The sequence below is a fragment of the Burkholderia sp. FW306-1C-G01B genome (assembly GCF_058781685.1).
On record NZ_JBYSWZ010000013.1, the window covers coordinates 25,462 to 44,921 of the forward strand.

Annotated in this window: 19 protein-coding genes and 1 tRNA gene; 9 read left to right on the forward strand and 11 right to left on the reverse strand. The window is 66.3% G+C overall.

Going from position 1 to position 19,460, the window contains the following annotated elements; translation table 11 throughout:
• Window positions 1-204 precede the first annotated feature (204 nt).
• On the forward strand, window positions 205-1,122 hold the full coding sequence (gene lpxC, locus AC3WLY_RS24515) for a UDP-3-O-acyl-N-acetylglucosamine deacetylase (protein ID WP_047899723.1): 918 nt from the start codon (window positions 205-207) through the stop codon (window positions 1,120-1,122).
• 76 nt (window positions 1,123-1,198) lie between these two features.
• Here lpxC and AC3WLY_RS24520 read toward each other — a convergent pair whose 3' ends face one another.
• Window positions 1,199-1,678: a DciA family protein gene (locus AC3WLY_RS24520; protein ID WP_047899724.1), complete on the reverse strand. Its 480-nt coding sequence runs from the start codon at window positions 1,676-1,678 to the stop codon at window positions 1,199-1,201.
• Window positions 1,679-1,933: 255 nt separating this feature from the next.
• On the opposite strand from AC3WLY_RS24520, the gene secA reads away from it, so the two are divergent.
• The 4 genes from secA to AC3WLY_RS24540 all read left to right on the forward strand — a co-directional run bounded on the left by secA (window position 1,934) and on the right by AC3WLY_RS24540 (window position 7,446).
• Window positions 1,934-4,732 (forward strand): preprotein translocase subunit SecA, encoded by a 2,799-nt coding sequence (secA, locus tag AC3WLY_RS24525; protein WP_175963132.1) that lies wholly within the window; start codon window positions 1,934-1,936, stop codon window positions 4,730-4,732.
• 143 nt (window positions 4,733-4,875) lie between these two features.
• A complete protein-coding gene (gene argJ / locus AC3WLY_RS24530; RefSeq protein WP_492309256.1) occupies window positions 4,876-6,117 on the forward strand; it encodes a bifunctional glutamate N-acetyltransferase/amino-acid acetyltransferase ArgJ in 1,242 nt (413 codons plus the stop codon).
• A 19-nt stretch (window positions 6,118-6,136) separates the two neighbouring features.
• Window positions 6,137-7,006, forward strand: coding sequence for an ATP-binding protein (locus tag AC3WLY_RS24535; protein ID WP_175963131.1), 870 nt, complete (start codon window positions 6,137-6,139; stop codon window positions 7,004-7,006).
• A complete protein-coding gene (locus tag AC3WLY_RS24540; protein WP_072436384.1) occupies window positions 7,003-7,446 on the forward strand; it encodes an NUDIX domain-containing protein in 444 nt (147 codons plus the stop codon). Before AC3WLY_RS24535 ends, AC3WLY_RS24540 begins: the two co-directional genes overlap by 4 nt.
• Window positions 7,447-7,506: 60 nt before the next feature.
• Here the strand turns inward: AC3WLY_RS24540 and AC3WLY_RS24545 are convergent, their stop codons facing one another.
• From AC3WLY_RS24545 to AC3WLY_RS24585, 9 genes are all read right to left on the reverse strand, one after another.
• Complete coding sequence (locus AC3WLY_RS24545) at window positions 7,507-7,707, reverse strand: DNA gyrase inhibitor YacG (RefSeq protein ID WP_175750257.1); 201 nt, start codon at window positions 7,705-7,707, stop codon at window positions 7,507-7,509.
• A 28-nt stretch (window positions 7,708-7,735) separates the two neighbouring features.
• A complete protein-coding gene (zapD, locus tag AC3WLY_RS24550) occupies window positions 7,736-8,491 on the reverse strand; it encodes a cell division protein ZapD (RefSeq protein WP_034182650.1) in 756 nt (251 codons plus the stop codon).
• Between the two features lie 109 nt (window positions 8,492-8,600).
• Complete coding sequence (coaE, locus tag AC3WLY_RS24555) at window positions 8,601-9,209, reverse strand: dephospho-CoA kinase (RefSeq protein WP_175963129.1); 609 nt, start codon at window positions 9,207-9,209, stop codon at window positions 8,601-8,603.
• A 1-nt stretch (window position 9,210) separates the two neighbouring features.
• Window positions 9,211-10,122, reverse strand: coding sequence for a prepilin peptidase (locus AC3WLY_RS24560; RefSeq protein ID WP_175963128.1), 912 nt, complete (start codon window positions 10,120-10,122; stop codon window positions 9,211-9,213).
• Between the two features lie 45 nt (window positions 10,123-10,167).
• A complete protein-coding gene (locus AC3WLY_RS24565) occupies window positions 10,168-11,373 on the reverse strand; it encodes a type II secretion system F family protein (protein ID WP_310138447.1) in 1,206 nt (401 codons plus the stop codon).
• Window positions 11,374-11,375: 2 nt separating this feature from the next.
• Window positions 11,376-12,653 (reverse strand): GspE/PulE family protein, encoded by a 1,278-nt coding sequence (locus AC3WLY_RS24570; RefSeq protein WP_492309257.1) that lies wholly within the window; start codon window positions 12,651-12,653, stop codon window positions 11,376-11,378.
• An 83-nt stretch (window positions 12,654-12,736) separates the two neighbouring features.
• Window positions 12,737-14,029 (reverse strand): HlyC/CorC family transporter, encoded by a 1,293-nt coding sequence (locus AC3WLY_RS24575; protein ID WP_310138442.1) that lies wholly within the window; start codon window positions 14,027-14,029, stop codon window positions 12,737-12,739.
• A gap of 142 nt (window positions 14,030-14,171) precedes the next feature.
• A tRNA-Pro gene (locus tag AC3WLY_RS24580) sits at window positions 14,172-14,248 on the reverse strand.
• Between the two features lie 181 nt (window positions 14,249-14,429).
• Window positions 14,430-15,425: a polyprenyl synthetase family protein gene (locus tag AC3WLY_RS24585; protein ID WP_034182656.1), complete on the reverse strand. Its 996-nt coding sequence runs from the start codon at window positions 15,423-15,425 to the stop codon at window positions 14,430-14,432.
• A gap of 210 nt (window positions 15,426-15,635) precedes the next feature.
• Between AC3WLY_RS24585 and rplU the strand changes: the two genes are divergently transcribed.
• From rplU to proB, 4 genes are all read left to right on the forward strand, one after another.
• Entirely contained in the window at window positions 15,636-15,947 is a 312-nt protein-coding gene (gene rplU, locus AC3WLY_RS24590) for a 50S ribosomal protein L21 (RefSeq protein WP_006025184.1), read from the forward strand.
• A gap of 24 nt (window positions 15,948-15,971) precedes the next feature.
• On the forward strand, window positions 15,972-16,235 hold the full coding sequence (gene rpmA, locus AC3WLY_RS24595) for a 50S ribosomal protein L27 (RefSeq protein WP_006476999.1): 264 nt from the start codon (window positions 15,972-15,974) through the stop codon (window positions 16,233-16,235).
• Window positions 16,236-16,421: 186 nt separating this feature from the next.
• Window positions 16,422-17,534: a GTPase ObgE gene (gene obgE / locus AC3WLY_RS24600; RefSeq protein ID WP_111015366.1), complete on the forward strand. Its 1,113-nt coding sequence runs from the start codon at window positions 16,422-16,424 to the stop codon at window positions 17,532-17,534.
• 90 nt (window positions 17,535-17,624) lie between these two features.
• Entirely contained in the window at window positions 17,625-18,743 is a 1,119-nt protein-coding gene (proB, locus tag AC3WLY_RS24605; RefSeq protein ID WP_034182658.1) for a glutamate 5-kinase, read from the forward strand.
• A gap of 96 nt (window positions 18,744-18,839) precedes the next feature.
• Here proB and AC3WLY_RS24610 read toward each other — a convergent pair whose 3' ends face one another.
• The gene (locus AC3WLY_RS24610; protein ID WP_492309258.1) at window positions 18,840-19,448 is read right to left on the reverse strand and encodes a CNP1-like family protein; all 609 of its coding nucleotides are present in this window, start codon (window positions 19,446-19,448) and stop codon (window positions 18,840-18,842) included.
• Window positions 19,449-19,460 lie beyond the last annotated feature (12 nt).

The following is a 19,460-nucleotide window of genomic DNA, read 5'->3' on the forward strand; positions in this document are numbered from 1 at the left end:
CACCGGCCTCAGGACAGTTGTAACACGGGCTGATGACCGGAAACGCCTCCGTTCCGGGCATCGGCCCGTCCCGTATCGGCGCGGGTAAACTGCCGAAACAGATTGATACGCAGTTTCAAACAGCGTTGAATAGGGAATTACGCTATAATCTCATCTATCGAATATAACTCCTGATTGATATCTTCAATCAAGACGAAGAACACCATGCTGAAGCAGCGCACCATCAAATCGATCGTGAAGACCGTGGGTATCGGTCTCCACTCGGGCCGCAAGATTGAACTGACGCTCCGTCCCGCCGCGCCGGGCACGGGCATCGTCTTCTCGCGCATCGACCTGCCTACGCCCGTCGACATTCCCGCATCGGCGATGTCGATCGGCGACACGCGGCTCGCGTCGGTGCTGCAGAAGGATGGTGCGCGCGTGTCGACCGTCGAGCACCTGATGTCGGCATGCGCCGGCCTCGGCATCGACAACCTCTATGTCGATGTGACGGCCGAGGAAATCCCGATCATGGACGGCAGCGCGGCGACCTTCGTGTTCCTGATCCAGTCCGCCGGCATCGAGGAGCAGAACGCGCCGAAGCGCTTCATCAAGGTGACGAAGCCGGTTGAAATCCGCGATGGCGACAAGTTCGCGCGTCTCGATCCGTATTTCGGTTTCAAGCTGAAGTTCTCGATCGACTTCCGCCACCCGGCCGTCGACAAGACGGGCCAGGAGCTCGAGGTCGACTTCGCGAATACGTCGTACGTGCGCGAGATCGCACGCGCGCGCACGTTCGGCTTCGCGCACGAAGCCGAGATGCTGCGCGAGCTGGGCCTGGCGCGCGGCGGCAGCATGGACAACGCGATCGTGCTCGACGAGTACCGGATCCTGAACAACGACGGGCTGCGCTACGACGACGAGTTCGTGAAGCACAAGATGCTCGACGCGATCGGCGACCTGTACGTGGTCGGCCATCCGCTGCTGGCGTCGTACACCGCGTACAAGTCGGGGCACGGGCTGAACAACGCGCTGCTGCGCGAGCTGCTCGCGCACGAAGACGCATACGAGATCGTCACGTTCGACGATCCGCAGGCCGCGCCGAGCGGCTTCGCGTTCGACGCGCAGACTGCGTTCGCCTGACCGGCGTTCGGCATCAGCGATAAAAAAACGGCCCGCGGGCCGTTTTTTTATTGGCGGGCCGCCGCCGACGGCGCGCTCAGCGCGGCGATTTCGCGCCGTGCCGGGCCGCCATCCGAGCGAGCGCGGCCTGCAGCGGCGACGGTTCGAGGTGGTCGGCGAGGTCGCGCAATGCGGCGGCGCCGACCGAAGTCATCCGCGCCTGCTTCACGTGCGGCGGCTCCGGCGCGTCCTTCGGACGCACGCGCACGCGCAGCGTCGCGACGGGCCAGCCGCGCTTCTGGAGATCGCCGAGCAGCCGCGGCTCGACCTGCCGCAGCCGCGCGGCCAGCGCATTGTGCGCGGCAAAGAGGGTCAGGGTGCCGTCCTTGATGAAGCCCGGATCGACATGATTCGCAAGATAATCGGGCAGGAGCGCGGACAGATCGCGCTGTAGCGACGCGATCTGCTCGACGCCGGCGCGCAGCGCCGTGAACGCGTCGGTGCGGCCGAGCACTTCGGACACGGGTTGCGGGCGATGCGCGGCGAGCGGGCCGAAACGCTTGGAAAATCGGTTCATCGAGGCATTCTTCGGGCGCGCACGCGCGCGGACGTTGACGCCGATTGTACCCGCGCCGGCTCGTGCACGGGCGGCTTTCGCCCCGTCCGCGCGGCCTCGGCGTGCAATGCCCGTCCGGCCGAGACGCGGGCGCACGCGTCCCCGCGTGCTAAAATTCACCGTTTGAGTCCACTAATTCGCTAAGCCGCCGAGGCTCGGGCGCCGGGGCGCGCAACACGCGCCGGGCGCCGGTGCTGCGACGCAGGATCCGATCCGATGACAACCGGTTTTCTCCAGAAAATTTTTGGCAGCCGCAACCAGCGGCTCGTCAAGCAATACCAAAAGACCGTCACGACGATCAATGCGCTCGAAACGCAGATCGAGAAGCTGACGGACGACCAGTTGCGCGGCAAGACGGACGAATTCCGCCAGCGGGTCGCGGCCGGCGAGTCGCTCGACAAGCTGCTGCCCGAAGCGTTCGCGGTCTGCCGCGAGGCAAGCCGCCGCGTGCTGAAGATGCGGCACTTCGACGTGCAGTTGATCGGCGGCATGGTGCTCCACTACGGCAAGATCGCGGAAATGCGCACCGGCGAAGGCAAGACGCTCGTCGCGACGCTGCCCGTGTATCTGAATGCGCTGGCCGGCCGCGGCGTGCACGTCGTGACCGTCAACGACTACCTCGCGCAGCGCGACGCCGAATGGATGGCGCGCCTCTACAACTTCCTCGGTCTGTCGGTCGGCATCAACCTGTCCGGCATGGAGCACGACCAGAAGCAGCAGGCGTACGCGGCGGACATCACGTACGGCACGAACAACGAGTTCGGCTTCGACTACCTGCGCGACAACATGGTCTACGAGACCGACGCGCGCGTGCAGCGGGCACTGAATTTCGCGGTCGTCGACGAAGTGGACTCGATCCTGATCGACGAGGCGCGCACGCCGCTGATCATCTCGGGCCAGGCCGAGGATCACACCGAACTGTACGTGCGGATGAACGCGCTGCCGCCGCTGCTCGAGCGCCAGATCGGCGAGGAGAAGGCCGATGGCACGGGCGTCGAGAAGCCGGGCGACTACACGCTCGACGAGAAGTCACGCCAGGTGTTCCTGACGGAATCGGGCCACGAGAAGGCCGAGCGGCTGCTCGCCGAATGGGGCCTGATCGGCGATGGCGAGAGCCTGTACGCGCCGCAGAACATCACGCTGATGCACCACGTGTACGCGGCGCTGCGCGCCCACACGCTGTTCCACAAGGACCAGCACTACGTCGTGCAGAACGGCGAAGTGGTCATCGTCGACGAATTCACGGGCCGCCTGATGGCCGGCCGCCGCTGGTCCGACGGCCTGCACCAGGCCGTCGAGGCGAAGGAACACGTGAAGATCCAGAGCGAGAACCAGACGCTCGCATCGATCACGTTCCAGAACTACTTCCGGATGTACGCGAAGCTCGCGGGCATGACGGGTACCGCGGACACCGAAGCGTACGAATTCAACGAGATCTACGGTCTCGAGACGGTCGTGATCCCGACCAACCGTCCGCCGAAGCGGATCGACAAGCAGGACCAGATCTACAAGACGGCCAAGGAGCGCTACGACGCGGTGATCCGCGACATCCGCGACTGCTACGAGCGCGGCCAGCCGGTGCTGGTCGGCACGACGTCGATCGAGAACTCCGAGCTGCTGTCGCACCTGCTGAAGCAGGCCGGGCTGCCGCACGAAGTGCTGAACGCGAAGCAGCACGAGCGTGAAGCCGCGATCGTCGCGGAAGCCGGGCGTCCGAACCGCGTCACCATCGCGACCAACATGGCCGGCCGCGGCACCGACATCGTGCTCGGCGGCAACGCCGAGAAGCAGGCCGCGTTCATCGAGGCCGACGAAGCGATCCCGGCCGACGAAAAGGCGCGCCGCATCCAGCAGCTGCACGACGAGTGGGAGACGCTGCACGAGCAGGTGAAGGCCGCGGGCGGCCTGCACATCATCGGCACCGAGCGCCACGAATCGCGCCGGATCGACAACCAGCTGCGCGGCCGTGCGGGCCGCCAGGGCGATCCGGGCTCGTCGCGCTTCTACCTGTCGCTCGACGATCCGCTGCTGCGCATCTTCGCGGGCGATCGCGTGCGCTCGATCATGGATCGCCTGAAGATGCCGGAAGGCGAGGCGATCGAGGCCGGCATCGTCACGCGTTCGATCGAATCCGCACAGCGCAAGGTCGAAGCGCGCAACTTCGACATCCGCAAGCAGCTGCTCGAATACGACGACGTGTCGAACGACCAGCGCAAGGTCATCTACCAGCAGCGCAACGAACTGCTCGAAGCACACGACATCACCGAGACGATCACCGCGATGCGCCACGGCGTGATCGCCGAAGTCGTCCGCCAGTTCGTGCCGGAAGGCAGCATCGAGGAGCAGTGGGACGTGCCCGAGCTCGAGGAAGCGCTGCGCAACGACTGGCAGCTCGATCTCGCGATCCAGGAAATGGTGAACGAGTCGACGTCGATCACGGCCGAGGAGATTCTCGATGCCGTGATGACGGCCGCAGACGAGCAGTACGACGCAAAGGTCGCGATGGTCGGCCGCGAATCGTTCAGCGCGTTCGAGCGTTCGGTGATGCTGCAGACGGTCGACCGCCTGTGGCGCGAACACCTCGCGGCGCTCGATCACCTGCGCCAGGGCATCCACCTGCGCGGCTATGCGCAGAAGAACCCGAAGCAGGAATACAAGCGCGAAGCGTTCGAGCTGTTCGCCGCGATGCTTGACGCGATCAAGCAGGAAGTCACGCGGATCGTGATGAACGTGCAGATCCAGTCGCCGGAGCAGCTCGAGGAAGCGGCCGAGCAGATCGAGGAGCGCAGCGGCCATCTCGAGAACGTCGAGTACCAGCACGCCGAGTTTGCCGAAGCCGCCGCGCCGGTGGCCGGCGGGGCGGCCGTTGCGGCTGCTGCTGCGACGGCCGACATGGTCGGCAGCGCAATGGCCCACAGCGGCCCCGGCGGCGAGCTGCCGAAGGTCGGCCGCAACGATCCGTGCCCGTGCGGCAGCGGCAAGAAGTACAAGCACTGTCACGGGAAGCTGTCATGATCGACGGCGGCGCGCGTCACGCGTGCCGCTTCGTTCGCAGCTTCGAGTGCTGATGTGAGTTGCGGCGGCCCGCGCGTGCGGCCGCTGGTTCTTCCAATCGATGCCGGCATGTGCCGGCATTTTCCATCCGGCAGGTGTGCCCCATGGCTGTCAATTTTCCGTCGATCGATCCCGCCCAACTGCATCCCGTCGCCGGCGTCACGCTTGGCTGGGCGGAAGCGAACATCCGCAAGCCGAATCGCAAGGACGTGCTGGTCATCTCCGTCGACGAAGGGGCGACGGTCGCGGGCGTGTTCACCGAAAACCGTTTCTGCGCCGCGCCGGTCACCGTCTGCCGCGAGCATCTGGCGAAGGTGCGCGCGGGCGGCGCGAGCATTCGCGCGCTCGTCGTGAATACGGGCAATGCGAACGCCGGCACCGGCGAGCCGGGCCTCGTGAACGCACGCGAGACCTGCACGGAACTCGCGCGTCTCGCGGGCATCGAGCCGGCGCAGGTGCTGCCGTTCTCGACCGGCGTGATCCTCGAGCCGCTGCCGATCGACCGCCTGAAGGCCGGCCTGCCGGCCGCGCTCGCGAACCGCAAGGCCGCGAACTGGTTTGACGCCGCGCAGGCGATCATGACGACCGACACGCTGCCGAAGGCTGCGTCGCGCCAGGTCGCGATCGACGGCCACACGGTCACGCTGACGGGCATCAGCAAGGGCGCGGGAATGATCAAGCCGAACATGGCGACGATGCTCGGCTTCCTCGCGTTCGACGCGAACGTCGCGCAGCCGGTGCTCGACACGCTCGTGAAGGAAGTTGCCGACCGCTCGTTCAATTGCATCACGATCGACGGCGACACGTCGACGAACGACTCGTTCATCCTGATCGCGTCGGGCAAGAGCACGCTGCCTGCCATCACGTCGACCGATTCGCCGGCCTATGCGGCGCTGCGCGATGCGGTGACGGAAGTCGCGCAGGTGCTGTCGCAACTGATCGTGCGCGACGGCGAAGGCGCGACGAAATTCATGACGGTGCAGGTCGAGGGCGGCAAGAGCGTCGCCGAATGCCGCCAGATCGCGTACGCGATCGGCCATTCGCCGCTCGTGAAGACGGCCTTCTACGCATCCGACCCCAACCTCGGCCGGATTCTCGCGGCGATCGGCTATGCGGGCGTCGCGGATCTCGATGTCGGCAAGATCGACCTCTATCTCGACGACGTGCTTGTCGCGAAGGCGGGCGGCCGCAATCCGGCCTACCAGGAAGAGGACGGCCAGCGCGTGATGAAGCAGAGCGAAATCACGATCCGCGTGCTGCTCGGCCGCGGCGACGCGCAGGCCACCGTGTGGACGTGCGACTTGTCGCACGATTACGTGAGCATCAACGCGGATTACCGCTCCTGATCGGGAGCGCTCGAACGACATGGACAAGCTTGAACAGTTTCTGGCGCGCGCGGAAGCGCTGCTCGGCCGCCTCGAGGGGATGCTGCCGCCTGCACCCGCGGCCATCGACTGGAACGCCGCGCACGCGTTCCGCTGGCGCAAGCGCCAGGGGCGCGGCTACCTGCAGCCGGTGCCGGCCGTATCGTCGATCACGCTCGGCGACCTGCACAACATCGATCGCCAGAAAGGGCTGATCGAACAGAATACGCGGCAGTTCGTGCAGCAGAAGCCGGCCAACAACGTGCTGCTGACGGGCGCGCGGGGCACCGGCAAGTCGTCGCTGATCAAGGCGTGCCTGAACGCGTACGCGAAGGACGGGCTGCGCCTGATCGAAGTCGACAAGGACGACCTGCACGATCTCGGCGACATCGTCGAGCTGATCTCGCAGCGTCCCGAGCGGTTCATCGTGTTTTGCGACGACCTGTCGTTCGAGGAAGGCGAATCGGGCTACAAGGCGCTGAAGGTCGCGCTCGACGGCTCGATCGCCGCGCAGTCGGACAACGTGCTGATCTACGCGACGTCGAACCGCCGCCATTTGCTGCCCGAGTACATGAGCGACAACGAGTCGTACAAGCATCTCCCGGATGGCGAGATTCATCCCGGCGAAGTCGTCGAGGAGAAGATCTCGCTGTCGGAGCGCTTCGGCCTGTGGGTCAGCTTCTATCCGTTCAAGCAGGACGACTACCTCGGTATCGTCGCGCACTGGCTGCGTCATTTCGGCTGCGCGGATGCGGAGATCGAGTCCGCGCGCGGCGACGCGCTCGTATGGGCGCTCGAGCGCGGTTCGCGGTCGGGACGCGTTGCGTGGCAATTCGCGCGTGACTGGTCGGGTCGCAAGGAGCAGGCATGAGCACGGATCTCGCACAGGGCGCCGTGCGCGCGCCGGATGGCCGCAAGGTGACGGAAGTCGCGGTCGGGGTGATGGTGCAGCCGGATGGCCGGTACCTGCTCGCGCAGCGGCTGCAGGGCAAGCCGTATGAAGGCTACTGGGAGTTTCCGGGCGGCAAGCTGGAGGCCGGCGAGAGCGTCGAGGACGCGCTGGCGCGCGAACTGCACGAGGAGCTCGGCATCGTTGTCACGGCCAGCCACCGCTGGCACACGCTCGAACACGATTATCCGCATGCGTACGTGCGGCTTTATTTCTGCAAGGTGACGGGCTGGACCGGCGAGCCGCACAGCAAGGAAGGGCAGGCGTTCGTATGGCAGCAACTGCCGGTCGACGTCGCGCCGCTGCTGCCGGCGGCGCTGCCGGTGCTCGAACTGCTCGAAAAGGAAGCGGCGTCGCACTGATGCCGCGGCGGCCTGCCTGAAAGGCGGGCCATATCGCCTGCGGGCGGTGCCGCGCGCCGCTCAACTGTCGCGGCGGTCGTCCGTGCCGTCTTCTTCCGACGAAGGGCCTTCGTCGGACGTACCGCCGATCCGGTACTTTTCCGCAGCCCAGGCGCCGAGGTCGAGCTGCTTGCAGCGGGCCGAACAGAACGGGCGGAACTGATTTTCAGGTGTCCAGCGCACTTCGGCGCCGCACGACGGGCATTTCACAACGGTAGTCATACGAAAGCGTCGATCCGGCACGCGGCCGTTACAGATTGCACAGTGTCAGATGGAACGGCACGTCGATGTCCACCGCGCGCGGCCGCACATCGCCGTCCTGCATGGTGAACCGTACCCACAGCATGTATTTGTTCGCGCTCGCTTCGGGAATGACGCGCAACTCCGGCGGCACGCGTACCTGCATCAACTGGTACGTGCGGCCGGACAGCATCTGCTGGTAGCTGCCCTGCATCGCCATGACCTTCGACGCCTGGCCCGATTCACGCGCGAGGCGCAGCACGATCGACGCGGCGTCGCGCAGCGGCAGCATCGGCATGATCCACTTCGCGATGTCCTGGCGCCGCTGCTCGGCGGGCCATTGCTGCCACGCGTAGTACGACGGCAGGTCGAACTTGCAGGTGCCGCCGGGAATCACCGCGCGGCTGCGGATGCTGGCGAGCCACTCGTTGTCGATGAGGTGCTGCCCGGTTTTGCCCTGCATCTGCGCAAGATTCGCGAGCGTCTGCTCGATTTCGCCGAGCACGGCTTCGAGCGCATTCTGCTCGATGCCCGGATTGCCGCGAAAGGGGGCGAGCGTCTGGCGCTGACGTTCGAGCTCCTTCATCAGATCCGATTTCAGGTCCGCGCGACCCGTTACCTCGGCGATTTCGAACAGCGTCGTCAGCGCGACGTGGTGTTCACGCGGGTCCTCCTGAGCCAAAAAGAACGCGAAGCGCTCGAACAGGTCTTCGAGGCGCAGCAGCGTGCGAATTCGCTCGTTGAACGGATACTCGTAAAGAATCAAGCGCGCTCGCCTCTAGGGTAGGAATTGAAACAATGCAGCACATTCTAATGCTCACTCTCTACCCTAGCAACGCACCAATTTCGTACGCCATCACGATCGCGCACGAGGGTCAGTGCGCGGCGGCCGCGAACCCGAGGTAGCGTTGGTGCAGTGCATCGACCTGCGCGGCGAGCGCATCGGGCGTCGTCGCGTCGTTGACGATCACGTCGTCGGCCGCCGCGAGACGGGCTTCGCGCGTCGCCTGTCTCGCGATGATCGCTTCGACCTGCTCGCGCGTGAACCCGTTGCGCTGCATCACGCGCGCGATCTGCGTCTCGACCGGGCAGTCGACGACGAGCACGCGATCGCTGCGCGCCTTCCAGTTGCCCGACTCGACGAGCAGCGGCACGACGAACATCACGTACGGGCCCTGCGCTTCGCGCGCGTCGCGATCGGTTTCCGCGCGGATCAGCGGATGCGTGATCGCTTCGAGACGCCGGCGCGCGTCGTCGTCGCTGAAAATCAGTGCGCGCATCTTCGCGCGATCGAGCGAACCGTCCGCGGCAACGAAGCCGCGGCCGAACGCCTGTTCGATCGCTGGCATCGCGAGGCCGCCCGGCGCGGTGATGCGGTGGGCAATCAGATCGGTATCGACGAGCGATGCGCCGCGGGCGCCGAACAGGTCCGCGACGGTCGTCTTGCCGCTGCCGATGCCGCCGGTGAGTCCTACTGCGAACATGTCAGCCTCCGAGCGCCGCGTAGAAAGGGGTGCCGAAAAACAGCGTCGCGACGCCGCCCGCCGCGAGGAACGGGCCGAACGGAATCGGCTCCTCGAAGCGCATGCGGCCGCGCCAGGTCGCGACGAGCCCGACGATCGCGCCCGTCACCGCGGCGAACAGCACGACCTGCGGTAGTGCGGCCCACCCCATCCATGCGCCGAGCGCAGCGAGCAGCTTCAGGTCGCCGAAGCCGATGCCCTCGATGCCGCGCAACCACTTGAACAGCCAGTAGATCGACCACAGGAACAGGTAGCCGGCCATTGCGCCGATCACGGCGGAGCGTAGCGACGTGAACGTGCCGCCGAGGTTCAGCACGAGCCCGGCCCACAGGAGCGGCAGCGTCATCGAATCGGGCAGGTAGCCGGTGCGGATATCGATCGCGCTCATCGCCAGCAGCGCGGTGCACAGCGCGAAGGCGGCAAGCGCCGCGACGGTCGGGCCGAACGCGGCGAGCGAGCCGGCGGCGAGCAGCGCGCACGCGAGTTCGACGAGCGGATAACGGATGCCGATCGCGTGGCCGCAGCGGCGGCAGCGTCCGCGCAATATCAGGTAGCTGAAGAGCGGGATGTTTTCCCATGCGCGCAGCACGTGGCCGCAATGCGGACATGCGCTGCGCGGGTGCCACAGATCGTAGCGCGGCGGATAACCGTCGTCGGGGGCGGTGGTGGCGTTGCCGGTTGCTTCGGCGATCTCGGCCTGCCATGCGCGCTGCATCATCACGGGCAGCCGGTGCACGACCACGTTCAGGAAGCTGCCGACGCAAAGGCCGATGACGACCGCGAACGCATACTGCAACGCGGGCGGCAGCATCGCCAGCGCGAGCAGCGTGCTCTCGGGCGAATCGGGAACGGCGGACAGGGGGGCTGGCGTCATGAGGCTCAAGGTTCGGACTAAAAGGCGACAGAATCGGTTGCGATGCTACACCACGTTGCCGAGCTGAAGGATGGGCAGGTACATCGCGATCACGAGGCCGCCGACGAGTGCACCCAGTACGACGACGATCAGCGGTTCGCCGAGCGCCGCGAGCGTATCGAGACGCGCGTCGAGCTGGCGTTCGCACAGCGCGGCGAGGTCGGTGAGCATCGTGTCGAGCGTGCCGGTCTCCTCGGCGACGGCGATCGGCTGCACGACGTCGTCCGGAAAGCAGCCAGCCGACTGCATCGCGTCGGCGAGACGCGCGCCGCGCAGCACGCGTGCCGCGATGTGCGCGGTGGCCCGCTCGAACACCGGATGGCCGGCCGTGCGCTCGAGCGTGGCGAAGGCATCGGCGAGCGGCACGCCGGCGCCGAGCAGCGTCGCAAGCGAGCGGCACCAGCGTGCGGCTGCGAACCGCGTGAGCGCGCTGCCTGCGAGCGGGGCGTGCAGCAGGCGTCGCGCGAGCGCATGGCGCAGCGGCGCCGAGCGCCGAAGCGCGTGATGAGCGGCAAGCCCCGTTGCCGCGGCAACGGCCACGAGCACGCCGCCCCACGCCGACAGCGCGGAGGACAGCGCAAGCAGTGCGCGGGTCGGCGCCGGCAGTGCGGTGCCGAATCCGTCGAAGATCTGCCGGAACGTCGGCACGACCCACACCATCAACGCAGCCGAGATCGCGAGCGCGAACAGGATGACGGCTGCCGGATACGCGAGCGCGGCACGCAGCTTGCGCCACTGCGCGTCGGCGCGCTCGCGGTGTTCCGCGACCCGTGTCAGCACGATGCCGAGCGAGCCGGACGCTTCGCCGACCTCGATCAGCTGGCGATACAGCGTGCCGAACTGCGCGGGATAGCGGGCGAGCGCATCGGCGAAGCGCTGCCCGCCGACGATCTCGCGGGCGAGACCCGCGGCGATGCGCGGCACGCCGTCGCGCGTGCGCGTGCGCGCGAGCATCTCGAGCGACGGCGCGAGCGGCAGCCCGGCCTGCAGCAGGCTCGCGAGCTGGCGCGTGAAACGCGTGATGTCGCGCGCGCCGGCCGTCGGCGGCCGGGCCGGCCCGCGGACGTCGAGCGACAGCACCGCGATGCCGTCGCGCGCGAGCGCGGCGCGCGCAGCCGCGGCGTCGAAGGCGATGACGGTCCCGCCGCGTGGCGTGCCGTCACGGCGGCGGCCGCGCCACGCGAAGCGGGTTTCGCGCGGTGGTGTGCGCATGCTCAGGCCACCGGTGTCGCGGCGACGGCTTCCGCGATGCTCGTCGTGCCGTCCCGGACGCGCGCGAAGGCCGCGTCGCGCAGATTGCGCACGCCTTCGGCCGCCGCGCATTGCGCGAGTTCGCCGACGCTCGCCCGCGCGACGATGCGTTCCGTCAGCGCGGGCGATACCGGCATCGTCTGATGCAGGCCGATGCGGCCGCGATAGCCGATACCGTGACACGCGGTACAGCCGCGCGCGACGAACGGCCGCCATCCGGCTGCCAGGGCCGCCGCGTCGCAGCCGGCTTCACGCAGCACGCGCGCCGGTGCGTCCGAGTGCATGCGGCACGCGACGCACAAGCGCCGGACGAGGCGCTGCGCGGTGACGAGGTGCAGCGCGGCCGCGAGGTTGTACGGCGCGACGCCGATGTCGAGCAGCCTCGCGACGGCGGCCGGCGCGTCGTTCGTGTGCAGCGTCGACAGCACGAGATGGCCGGTCTGCGCGGCCTTGATCGCGACGTCGGCCGTCTCCGCATCGCGAATCTCGCCGACCATGATGATGTCCGGATCCTGTCGCAGCAGCGCGCGCAGCGCCGTCGCGAACGTGAGCCCAGCCTTTTCGGCGACACCGACCTGGCTGATCCCGTCGAGCTGGATCTCGGCGGGATCCTCGACCGTGCAGACGTTGTGCGCGTCGCGATCGAGCATCTGCAGCGCGCAGTAGAGCGACAGCGTCTTGCCGCTGCCGGTCGGGCCCGTGACGAGCACGAGGCCGTGCGGTGCGCGTATCGCGGCTTCCATCGCTGCTGCCTGCTGCGCATCGAAGCCGAGGCGGGCGAGCGTCAGATCGGGCGGCAGCGTTTCGAGGCGACGCAGCACGAGCTTTTCGCCGAACAGCGTGGGCAGCGAACTGACGCGGTAGTCGCCGCGCGTGCCGCCGTCGATTGCGATGCGCAACCTGCCGTCCTGCGGCAGCCGTCGTTCGGCGATGTCCATGCGCGCGAGGACCTTGATCCGCGTGACGAGCGCATCGCGCAGGTGTAACGGCGGCCGCGCCTGTTCGTGCAGCACGCCGTCGATGCGCAGGCGGATGCGCCAGCCGGCTTCGAACGGTTCGACGTGGATGTCGGATGCGTCGCGCACGCGTGCTGCGTGAAGCGTGTCGGTCAGCAGCCGTACGGCCGGTGCGTCGTCGAGCTGGGCCGCGTCGAGCGCGTGTGGTGCGGCGGCGGGCGACGCATCGGAGTGGGCGGGCGGCTGCTGCGTGCGCAGCGGCGCCCCGGGAGGAGGGTAATGCATGTGAGCCGGCGCGTCGGCCGCCTGTTGAACGTGACCTGCAGATGGTCGCGCATTGCGGGCGGTGCCGGCAGTCGGTCGTTCGGCTAGCGTAACGCGGTGCGTGCGGTGCGCGTGCCGCGCGGCTTGAAGAGCTTGACGGTGCGCACGGCCTGGTCGTCGCTGCGCATCACCTCGAGCATCACGTCGCCGATTTTCAGGCACACGTCGTCTTCCGGAATTTCCTCGAGGGTTTCGAGAATCAGCCCGTTCAGCGTCTTTGGCCCGTCGGTCGGCAGCTTCAGGTGCAGCCAGCGGTTCAGTTCGCGCAGCGGCATGCCGGCCGTGACGATGCATTCGCCGTTCTCGTCCCAGCCGCCCGCGCGTTCGCTGCGCGGCATCGACGTCGTGAATTCGCCGATCAGCTCCTCGATGATGTCTTCGGGCGTGACGAGCCCTTCGAGCTCGCCGTATTCGTTGACGACGAGCGCGGTCCGCTGCCGGGTCTCCTGGAAATACTGGAGTTGCTGAACCACCGGCGTGCCCGACGGCACGTAGTACGGCTCGGCGAGCAGCGAGCGCAGCGTTTCGCGGTCGAACTCCTGGTTGTGCAGCGCGGTCAGCGTCTTGCGCACGTGCAGCACGCCGAGCACCTTGTCGATGTCGCCTTCGTAGACGACAAGCCGATTGTGATAGCAGGTTTCGAGCTGGTGCAGGACGTCGTCGAGCGGCGCATGGAAGTTGAGCGATTCGATCTGGCGGCGCGGCACCATCACGTCGTCGACCGTGATGTTCTCGAGGTCGAACAGGTTGAGCAGGATGCTGCGGTGCTTGGTCGGCATGAAGCTGCTCGACTCGAGCACAATGGCCCGCAGTTCGTCGGCCGACATCCGCTGGTCGCGACCCTTCTTCGTGTTGATGCGCAGCACCCACAGCACGCCGTTCGCGAGCGCGTTGACGAACCAGACGACCGGCTTGAACACGCGCATCAGCGGCGCGATCACGAGGCTCGCGGGCAGGGCGATGCGTTCGGGGAAGGTCGCGCCGACGATCTTCGGCGCGATCTCCGCGAACACGATGATCAGGAACGCGACGATGCCGGTCGCGATCGACAGCGCGAGATTGTTGCGGCCGAACGTATGGAGCGCGAGCGACGTCGTCAGGACCGGGATGATCGTGTTGAACAGGTTGTTGCCGATCAGGATCACGCTGAGCAGCAGGTCAGTACGCGTGAGAAGCCCCTGGGTGGTCTTCGCGCCGAGTGCGCCCTGGCCGGCGAGATGCTTCAGCCGATGGCGATTGAGCGCCATCATCGCGGTCTCGGAAATGGAGAAGAAGCTGGAACAGAGGAGAAGCAGGAAGACGGCGCCGATTTGCGCCCATAAGGGAATTTGGTCCACGCGTCGGAAAGGGCAGTGAAGGACAGGGATGGAGGGAATATAGCAGAGGCCGGCGACCGCGATGTGTCGTGCGCGACACGATGGGCCCGCAACGGCCGGACGAAAAAAAACCGTGCACGCAGTGCACGGTTTTTTACAAATCTGGTCGGGGTGAGAGGATTCGAACCTCCGGCCTCTACGTCCCGAACGTAGCGCTCTACCAGGCTAAGCTACACCCCGATTTGGACTCTTCCGATTTCGCAGTCTTCTTCAAGACCGCTGCGTCGTCGAGCAAGAACATAACTATAACGACGTTTCTTCGAAAATGGAATACCTTGGCGAAGAAATTTTTCGAGACGGGGGAATCGCACCGTGTCGAACGTGCGTTGTCGCAGCAGTGGCGACGACGCACGCAATGCGCTTACGACTGCCGCGACGTCGAGTACGAGCACAGCGCGAGCAGGCTCTCCTTATAGATCGAATCGGGGAACGCGGCGATCGCTGCCGCTGCCGCCTGCGCTTCCTGGCGTGCGCATTCGAGCGTGTGATCCAGTGCGCCCGAACGCGTGATCGCTTCGAAAATCGTGTCGAAGCGATCGGTGCCGCCCTGTTCGATCGCCTCGCGTGCAAGCGCTGACTGTTCCGGCGTGCCGCGTTCGATCAAGTAGATGAGCGGCAGCGTCGGTTTGCCTTCGCGCAGGTCGTCGCCGGCATTCTTGCCCATCGCCTCGACGGTGCCGGCGTAGTCGAGCCAGTCGTCCATGATCTGGAACGCGGTGCCGATCCGGCGGCCGTATTCGGCGGCGGCGGCTTCGGTCGGCGCATCGGCGCCGGCGAGCACCGCGCCCAGGCGCGCCGACGCCTCGAACAGCTTGGCCGTCTTGTAGCGGATCACCTGCATGTAGCGCGTTTCGTCGACGTCCGCGTCGTGCATGTTGAGGAGCTGCAGCACTTCGCCTTCGGAAATGATCGTCGTCGCTTCGGACAGGATCTCCATCACGCGCATCTTGCCGACGCCGACCATCATTTCGAACGAGCGCGAATAGAGGTAGTCGCCTACCAGCACGCTTGCCGCGTTGCCGAACAGTGCGTTGGCGGTCTGGCGGCCGCGGCGCAGCTCGGATTCGTCGACGACGTCGTCATGCAGCAGCGTGGCCGTATGGATGAACTCGACGACGGCGGCCAGCACGTGCCGCTGGTGCGACGTCTCGCCGAGCGCGCCGGCGACGAGCAGCAGCAACGCCGGACGCAGCCGCTTGCCGCCCGCGCCGATGATGTACTCGGCGATCTGGTTGATCAGCAGCACGTCGGACGCGAGGCTTTGCCGGATAACGCGATTCACCTGCTCCATGTCGCTGGTGATCGGAGCGAGCAGGTGGGCGGCGCTGAGGGTGGGGGAGGCGGTGGACGACGACATGATGATGGAATTGGGTGATGCCGCGGATTATAAGTCGAATCCGAGATATCCCGGTCTGTCGGACGTGCCGCAGCAGCGATTTTGGCCGTCCGGCCGAGGCCGCTGCGCGGCAATCGTCGATCGGTTTTGACTTCGGTGCTAACCCCATGTATAATCACGTGTTTTCCGCGCGTGGTGTGCGGAGAAATTGGATCCAGAGTGAGGTTCTCAATGTACGCGGTCATAAAAACCGGCGGCAAGCAGTACAAGGTTGCCGTTGGCGAAAAACTCAAAGTAGAACAGATACCGGCTGACATTGACGCTGAAATCACGCTCGACCAGGTTCTCGCAGTGGGCGAAGGCGAATCGATTAAGTTCGGTACGCCGCTGGTCAGTGGGGCTTCCGTCAAGGCCACCGTTGTGTCGCACGGTCGTCACGCCAAGGTCACCATCTTCAAGATGCGTCGCCGGAAGCACTACCAAAAGCACGGCGGCCACCGCCAGAACTACACTGAGCTGCGCATCGACGCGATCAACGCGTAAGCGCCTCGGTTAAGGAGCAATCAGATGGCACACAAAAAGGCAGGCGGCTCTTCCCGGAACGGCCGCGACTCCGAGTCGAAACGTCTCGGCGTGAAGGTGTACGGCGGCCAGGCAATCAATGCCGGCGGCATCATCGTGCGTCAGCGCGGCACGCGCATGCACGCAGGCGAGAACGTCGGCATGGGCAAGGATCACACCCTGTTCGCGCTGGTCGACGGTCACGTGAAGTTCGCGACCAAGGGCGCGGACAAGAAGCATCTGGTCATCGTCGTCCCGGCGGCTGCCTAAGTTCAGGCACCCACGGGCTTCGAGCCGAAAGGCCCCGCAGTCTTCGCGGGGCCTTTTTTATTTGGCCGCCGGGCGCACGTGCGTTCCGGCGACCGTCGTGCAACCGGCGTACGATCGGCCGAACGGCAGATTGTTCAAGCGCGCCGGCGCGCGGCACAATAGCGGAAATACTGGGCGGAGTGACGAATGAAGTTCATTGACGAAGCACGAATCGAAGTCATCGCCGGCGACGGAGGCGATGGCAGCGCGTCGATGCGCCGCGAGAAATTCGTCCCGTTCGGCGGGCCGGACGGCGGCGACGGCGGCCGGGGCGGTAGCGTCTACGCGATCGCCGACCGCAACATCAACACGCTGATCGACTACCGTTACGCGAAGAAGCACCTGGCGCGCAATGGCGAAAACGGTCGCGGCTCGGATTGCTACGGCAAGGGCGGCGACGACGTCACGCTGCGCATGCCGGTCGGCACGATCATCAGCGACATGGATACCGGCGAGCTGATCGCCGACCTGACCGAGCACGACCAGCAGGTGATGCTCGCACAGGGTGGCGCCGGCGGCCTCGGCAACCTGCATTTCAAGTCGAGCACGAACCGCGCGCCGCGTCAGAAGACGGACGGCAAGCCCGGCGAGCGGCGCATGCTGAAGCTCGAGCTGAAGGTGCTCGCCGATGTCGGCCTGCTCGGCATGCCGAACGCGGGCAAGTCGACGTTCATCTCGTCGGTGTCGAACGCGAGGCCGAAGATCGCCGACTACCCGTTCACGACGCTCGCGCCGAATCTCGGCGTGGTGCGCGTGGGCCCGAGCAAGAGCTTCGTGATCGCCGACATCCCGGGGCTGATCGAGGGCGCAGCCGAAGGCGCGGGCCTCGGGCATCAGTTCCTGCGTCACCTGCAGCGCACCGGCGTGCTGCTGCATCTTGTCGATCTCGCCCCGTTCGACGAAAGCGTCGATCCGGTCGCGGAAGCGACCGCGATCGTCGGCGAGTTGCGCAAGTACGATGAGGCGCTCTACGAGAAGCCGCGCTGGCTCGTGCTCAACAAGCTCGACATGGTGCCGGAAGACGAGCGCGAGGCGCGCGTCGCGGATTTCCTCGACCGCTTCGGTTGGGACGGCCCTGTGTTCGAGATTTCGGCGCTGACGGGGCAGGGCTGCGAAGCGCTGTGCTACGCGATCTACGATTACCTGTCCGAGCATTCGGATGCGCATCGCGCGGCGGAGGCGGAAGATCTCGCGGCGGACGTGCGTTTCCGCGATGCGCCGCCTGCGAACGGCGGTGCAGTGCCGGGCGACGACGCCTGAGCGGTTCCGGAACGCGCCGGGCGTGCCGCCCGGCGTCGGTGTTCAATCGCGCCCGGCCGGGCAGGCATCAGATACAGGAGGCAGTGCAGGATGCGTTCGATCATCGCGGATTCGAAGCGATTGGTGGTGAAGGTGGGCTCCAGCCTCGTGACCAACGACGGCAAAGGGCTCGATCATGCTGCAATCGGCCGCTGGGCTGCCCAGATTGCCGCGCTGCGCGCTCAGGGCAAGGAAGTCGTGCTCGTCAGTTCGGGCGCGATTGCCGAAGGGATGCAGCGGCTCGGCTGGAGCAAGCGGCCGCGCGAAATCGACGAGCTGCAGGCCGCCGCCGCAGTCGGCCAGATGGGGCTCGCGCAGGTGTATGAGAGCCGTTTCACCGAACACGACATCCGCACCGCGCAGATCCTGCTCACGCACGCCGACCTGGCGGACCGCGAACGTTACCTGAATGCGCGTTCGACGCTGCTCACGCTGCTGCGGCTCGGCGTCGTGCCGATCATCAACGAGAACGACACGGTCGTTACCGACGAAATCAAGTTCGGCGACAACGACACGCTCGGTGCGCTCGTCGCAAACCTGATCGAAGGCGATGCACTGATCATCCTGACCGACCAGTCGGGGCTGTTCACGGCCGATCCGCGCAAGGATCCGAACGCGACGCTCGTCGCCGAGGCTAATGCCGGTGCGCCGGAACTTGAGGCGATGGCTGGCGGTGCGGGCTCGAGCCTCGGCCGCGGCGGGATGCTGACGAAGATTCTCGCGGCGAAGCGTGCGGCGCACAGCGGCGCGAACACCGTGATCGCGAGCGGTCGGGAGTCCGACGTGCTCGTGCGTCTGGCGGCCGGCGAGGCGATCGGCACGCAACTGATCGCACGTACCGCGCGGATGGCGGCGCGCAAGCAATGGATGGCCGATCACCTGCAGGTGCGCGGCCATGTCGTGATCGATGCCGGCGCGGTCGAGAAACTGACGGCCGGCGGCAAGAGCCTGCTGCCGATCGGCGTGACCGGCGTGCAGGGTGCGTTCGCGCGCGGCGAGGTGATCGCGTGTGTCGGCCCCGACGGGCGCGAAGTGGCGCGTGGGCTCACGAACTACAGCAGCGCGGAAACGAAGCTGATTCAGCGCAAGCCGAGCGGCGAGATCGAGACCGTGCTCGGCTACATGCTGGAGCCTGAACTGATCCATCGCGACAACCTCGTGCTGGTGTGACTGTCCGCTCCGGATCCGGCAGCCAAATAAAAAGCCCGCGTGATGCGGGCTTTTTGCATGGTGCGGGACGGAGCAGGCGGCTCGTGCCGCGTACCGTCAGCGCAGCTGGCTCATCGCGGTGCGGTGAAACCGGATGTTCTCCAGGATCTGTTTGGTCGAGCCTTGCGGCATCTTGTTCGCGCAGAAGTAGTCCTGATAGAGCGACGAGTGGTACGCATTCAGTTCGCCGTTCTCGATGCGCCGCCAGTCGTTCTCGACCGTGCGGTCCCAGCCGTCGTGTTCCGCATTCAGGCCGGCGTACTGCCGCCATTCGTAGGTGTCGCAGCGGATGCCTTCGTAGTTCACATTGCGCGCGCCGGCCGGGCTCGTGACGACGACGGCGTAGCGCACGACGCCATCGGTGCCGACCGCGAGCGACTTCGCGTCGACGAAGAACTTGAGCGGCGTGTTCTGCGATACGTTGAACGGCAGCAGGTCGCCCGTCTGCGGCAGCGGCGGCAGCGTGTCGACCGCGTTTTCCTTCCAGGTGCCCTGGCGGTCCAGCAGATACACGAACTCGCTGTCATCCTTGTTGGTCGGCGTCTTCGAATTCGCGCAACCGGCCAGCATGGCCGCTGCGGCAATCGATGCGAGCGCGAGAGCAATCACTTTCAATATGCATTCCTCGTAAAAAAAGGGCGCGACACCAAGGTCGCGCCCGGTCATGCAGTCCGACTC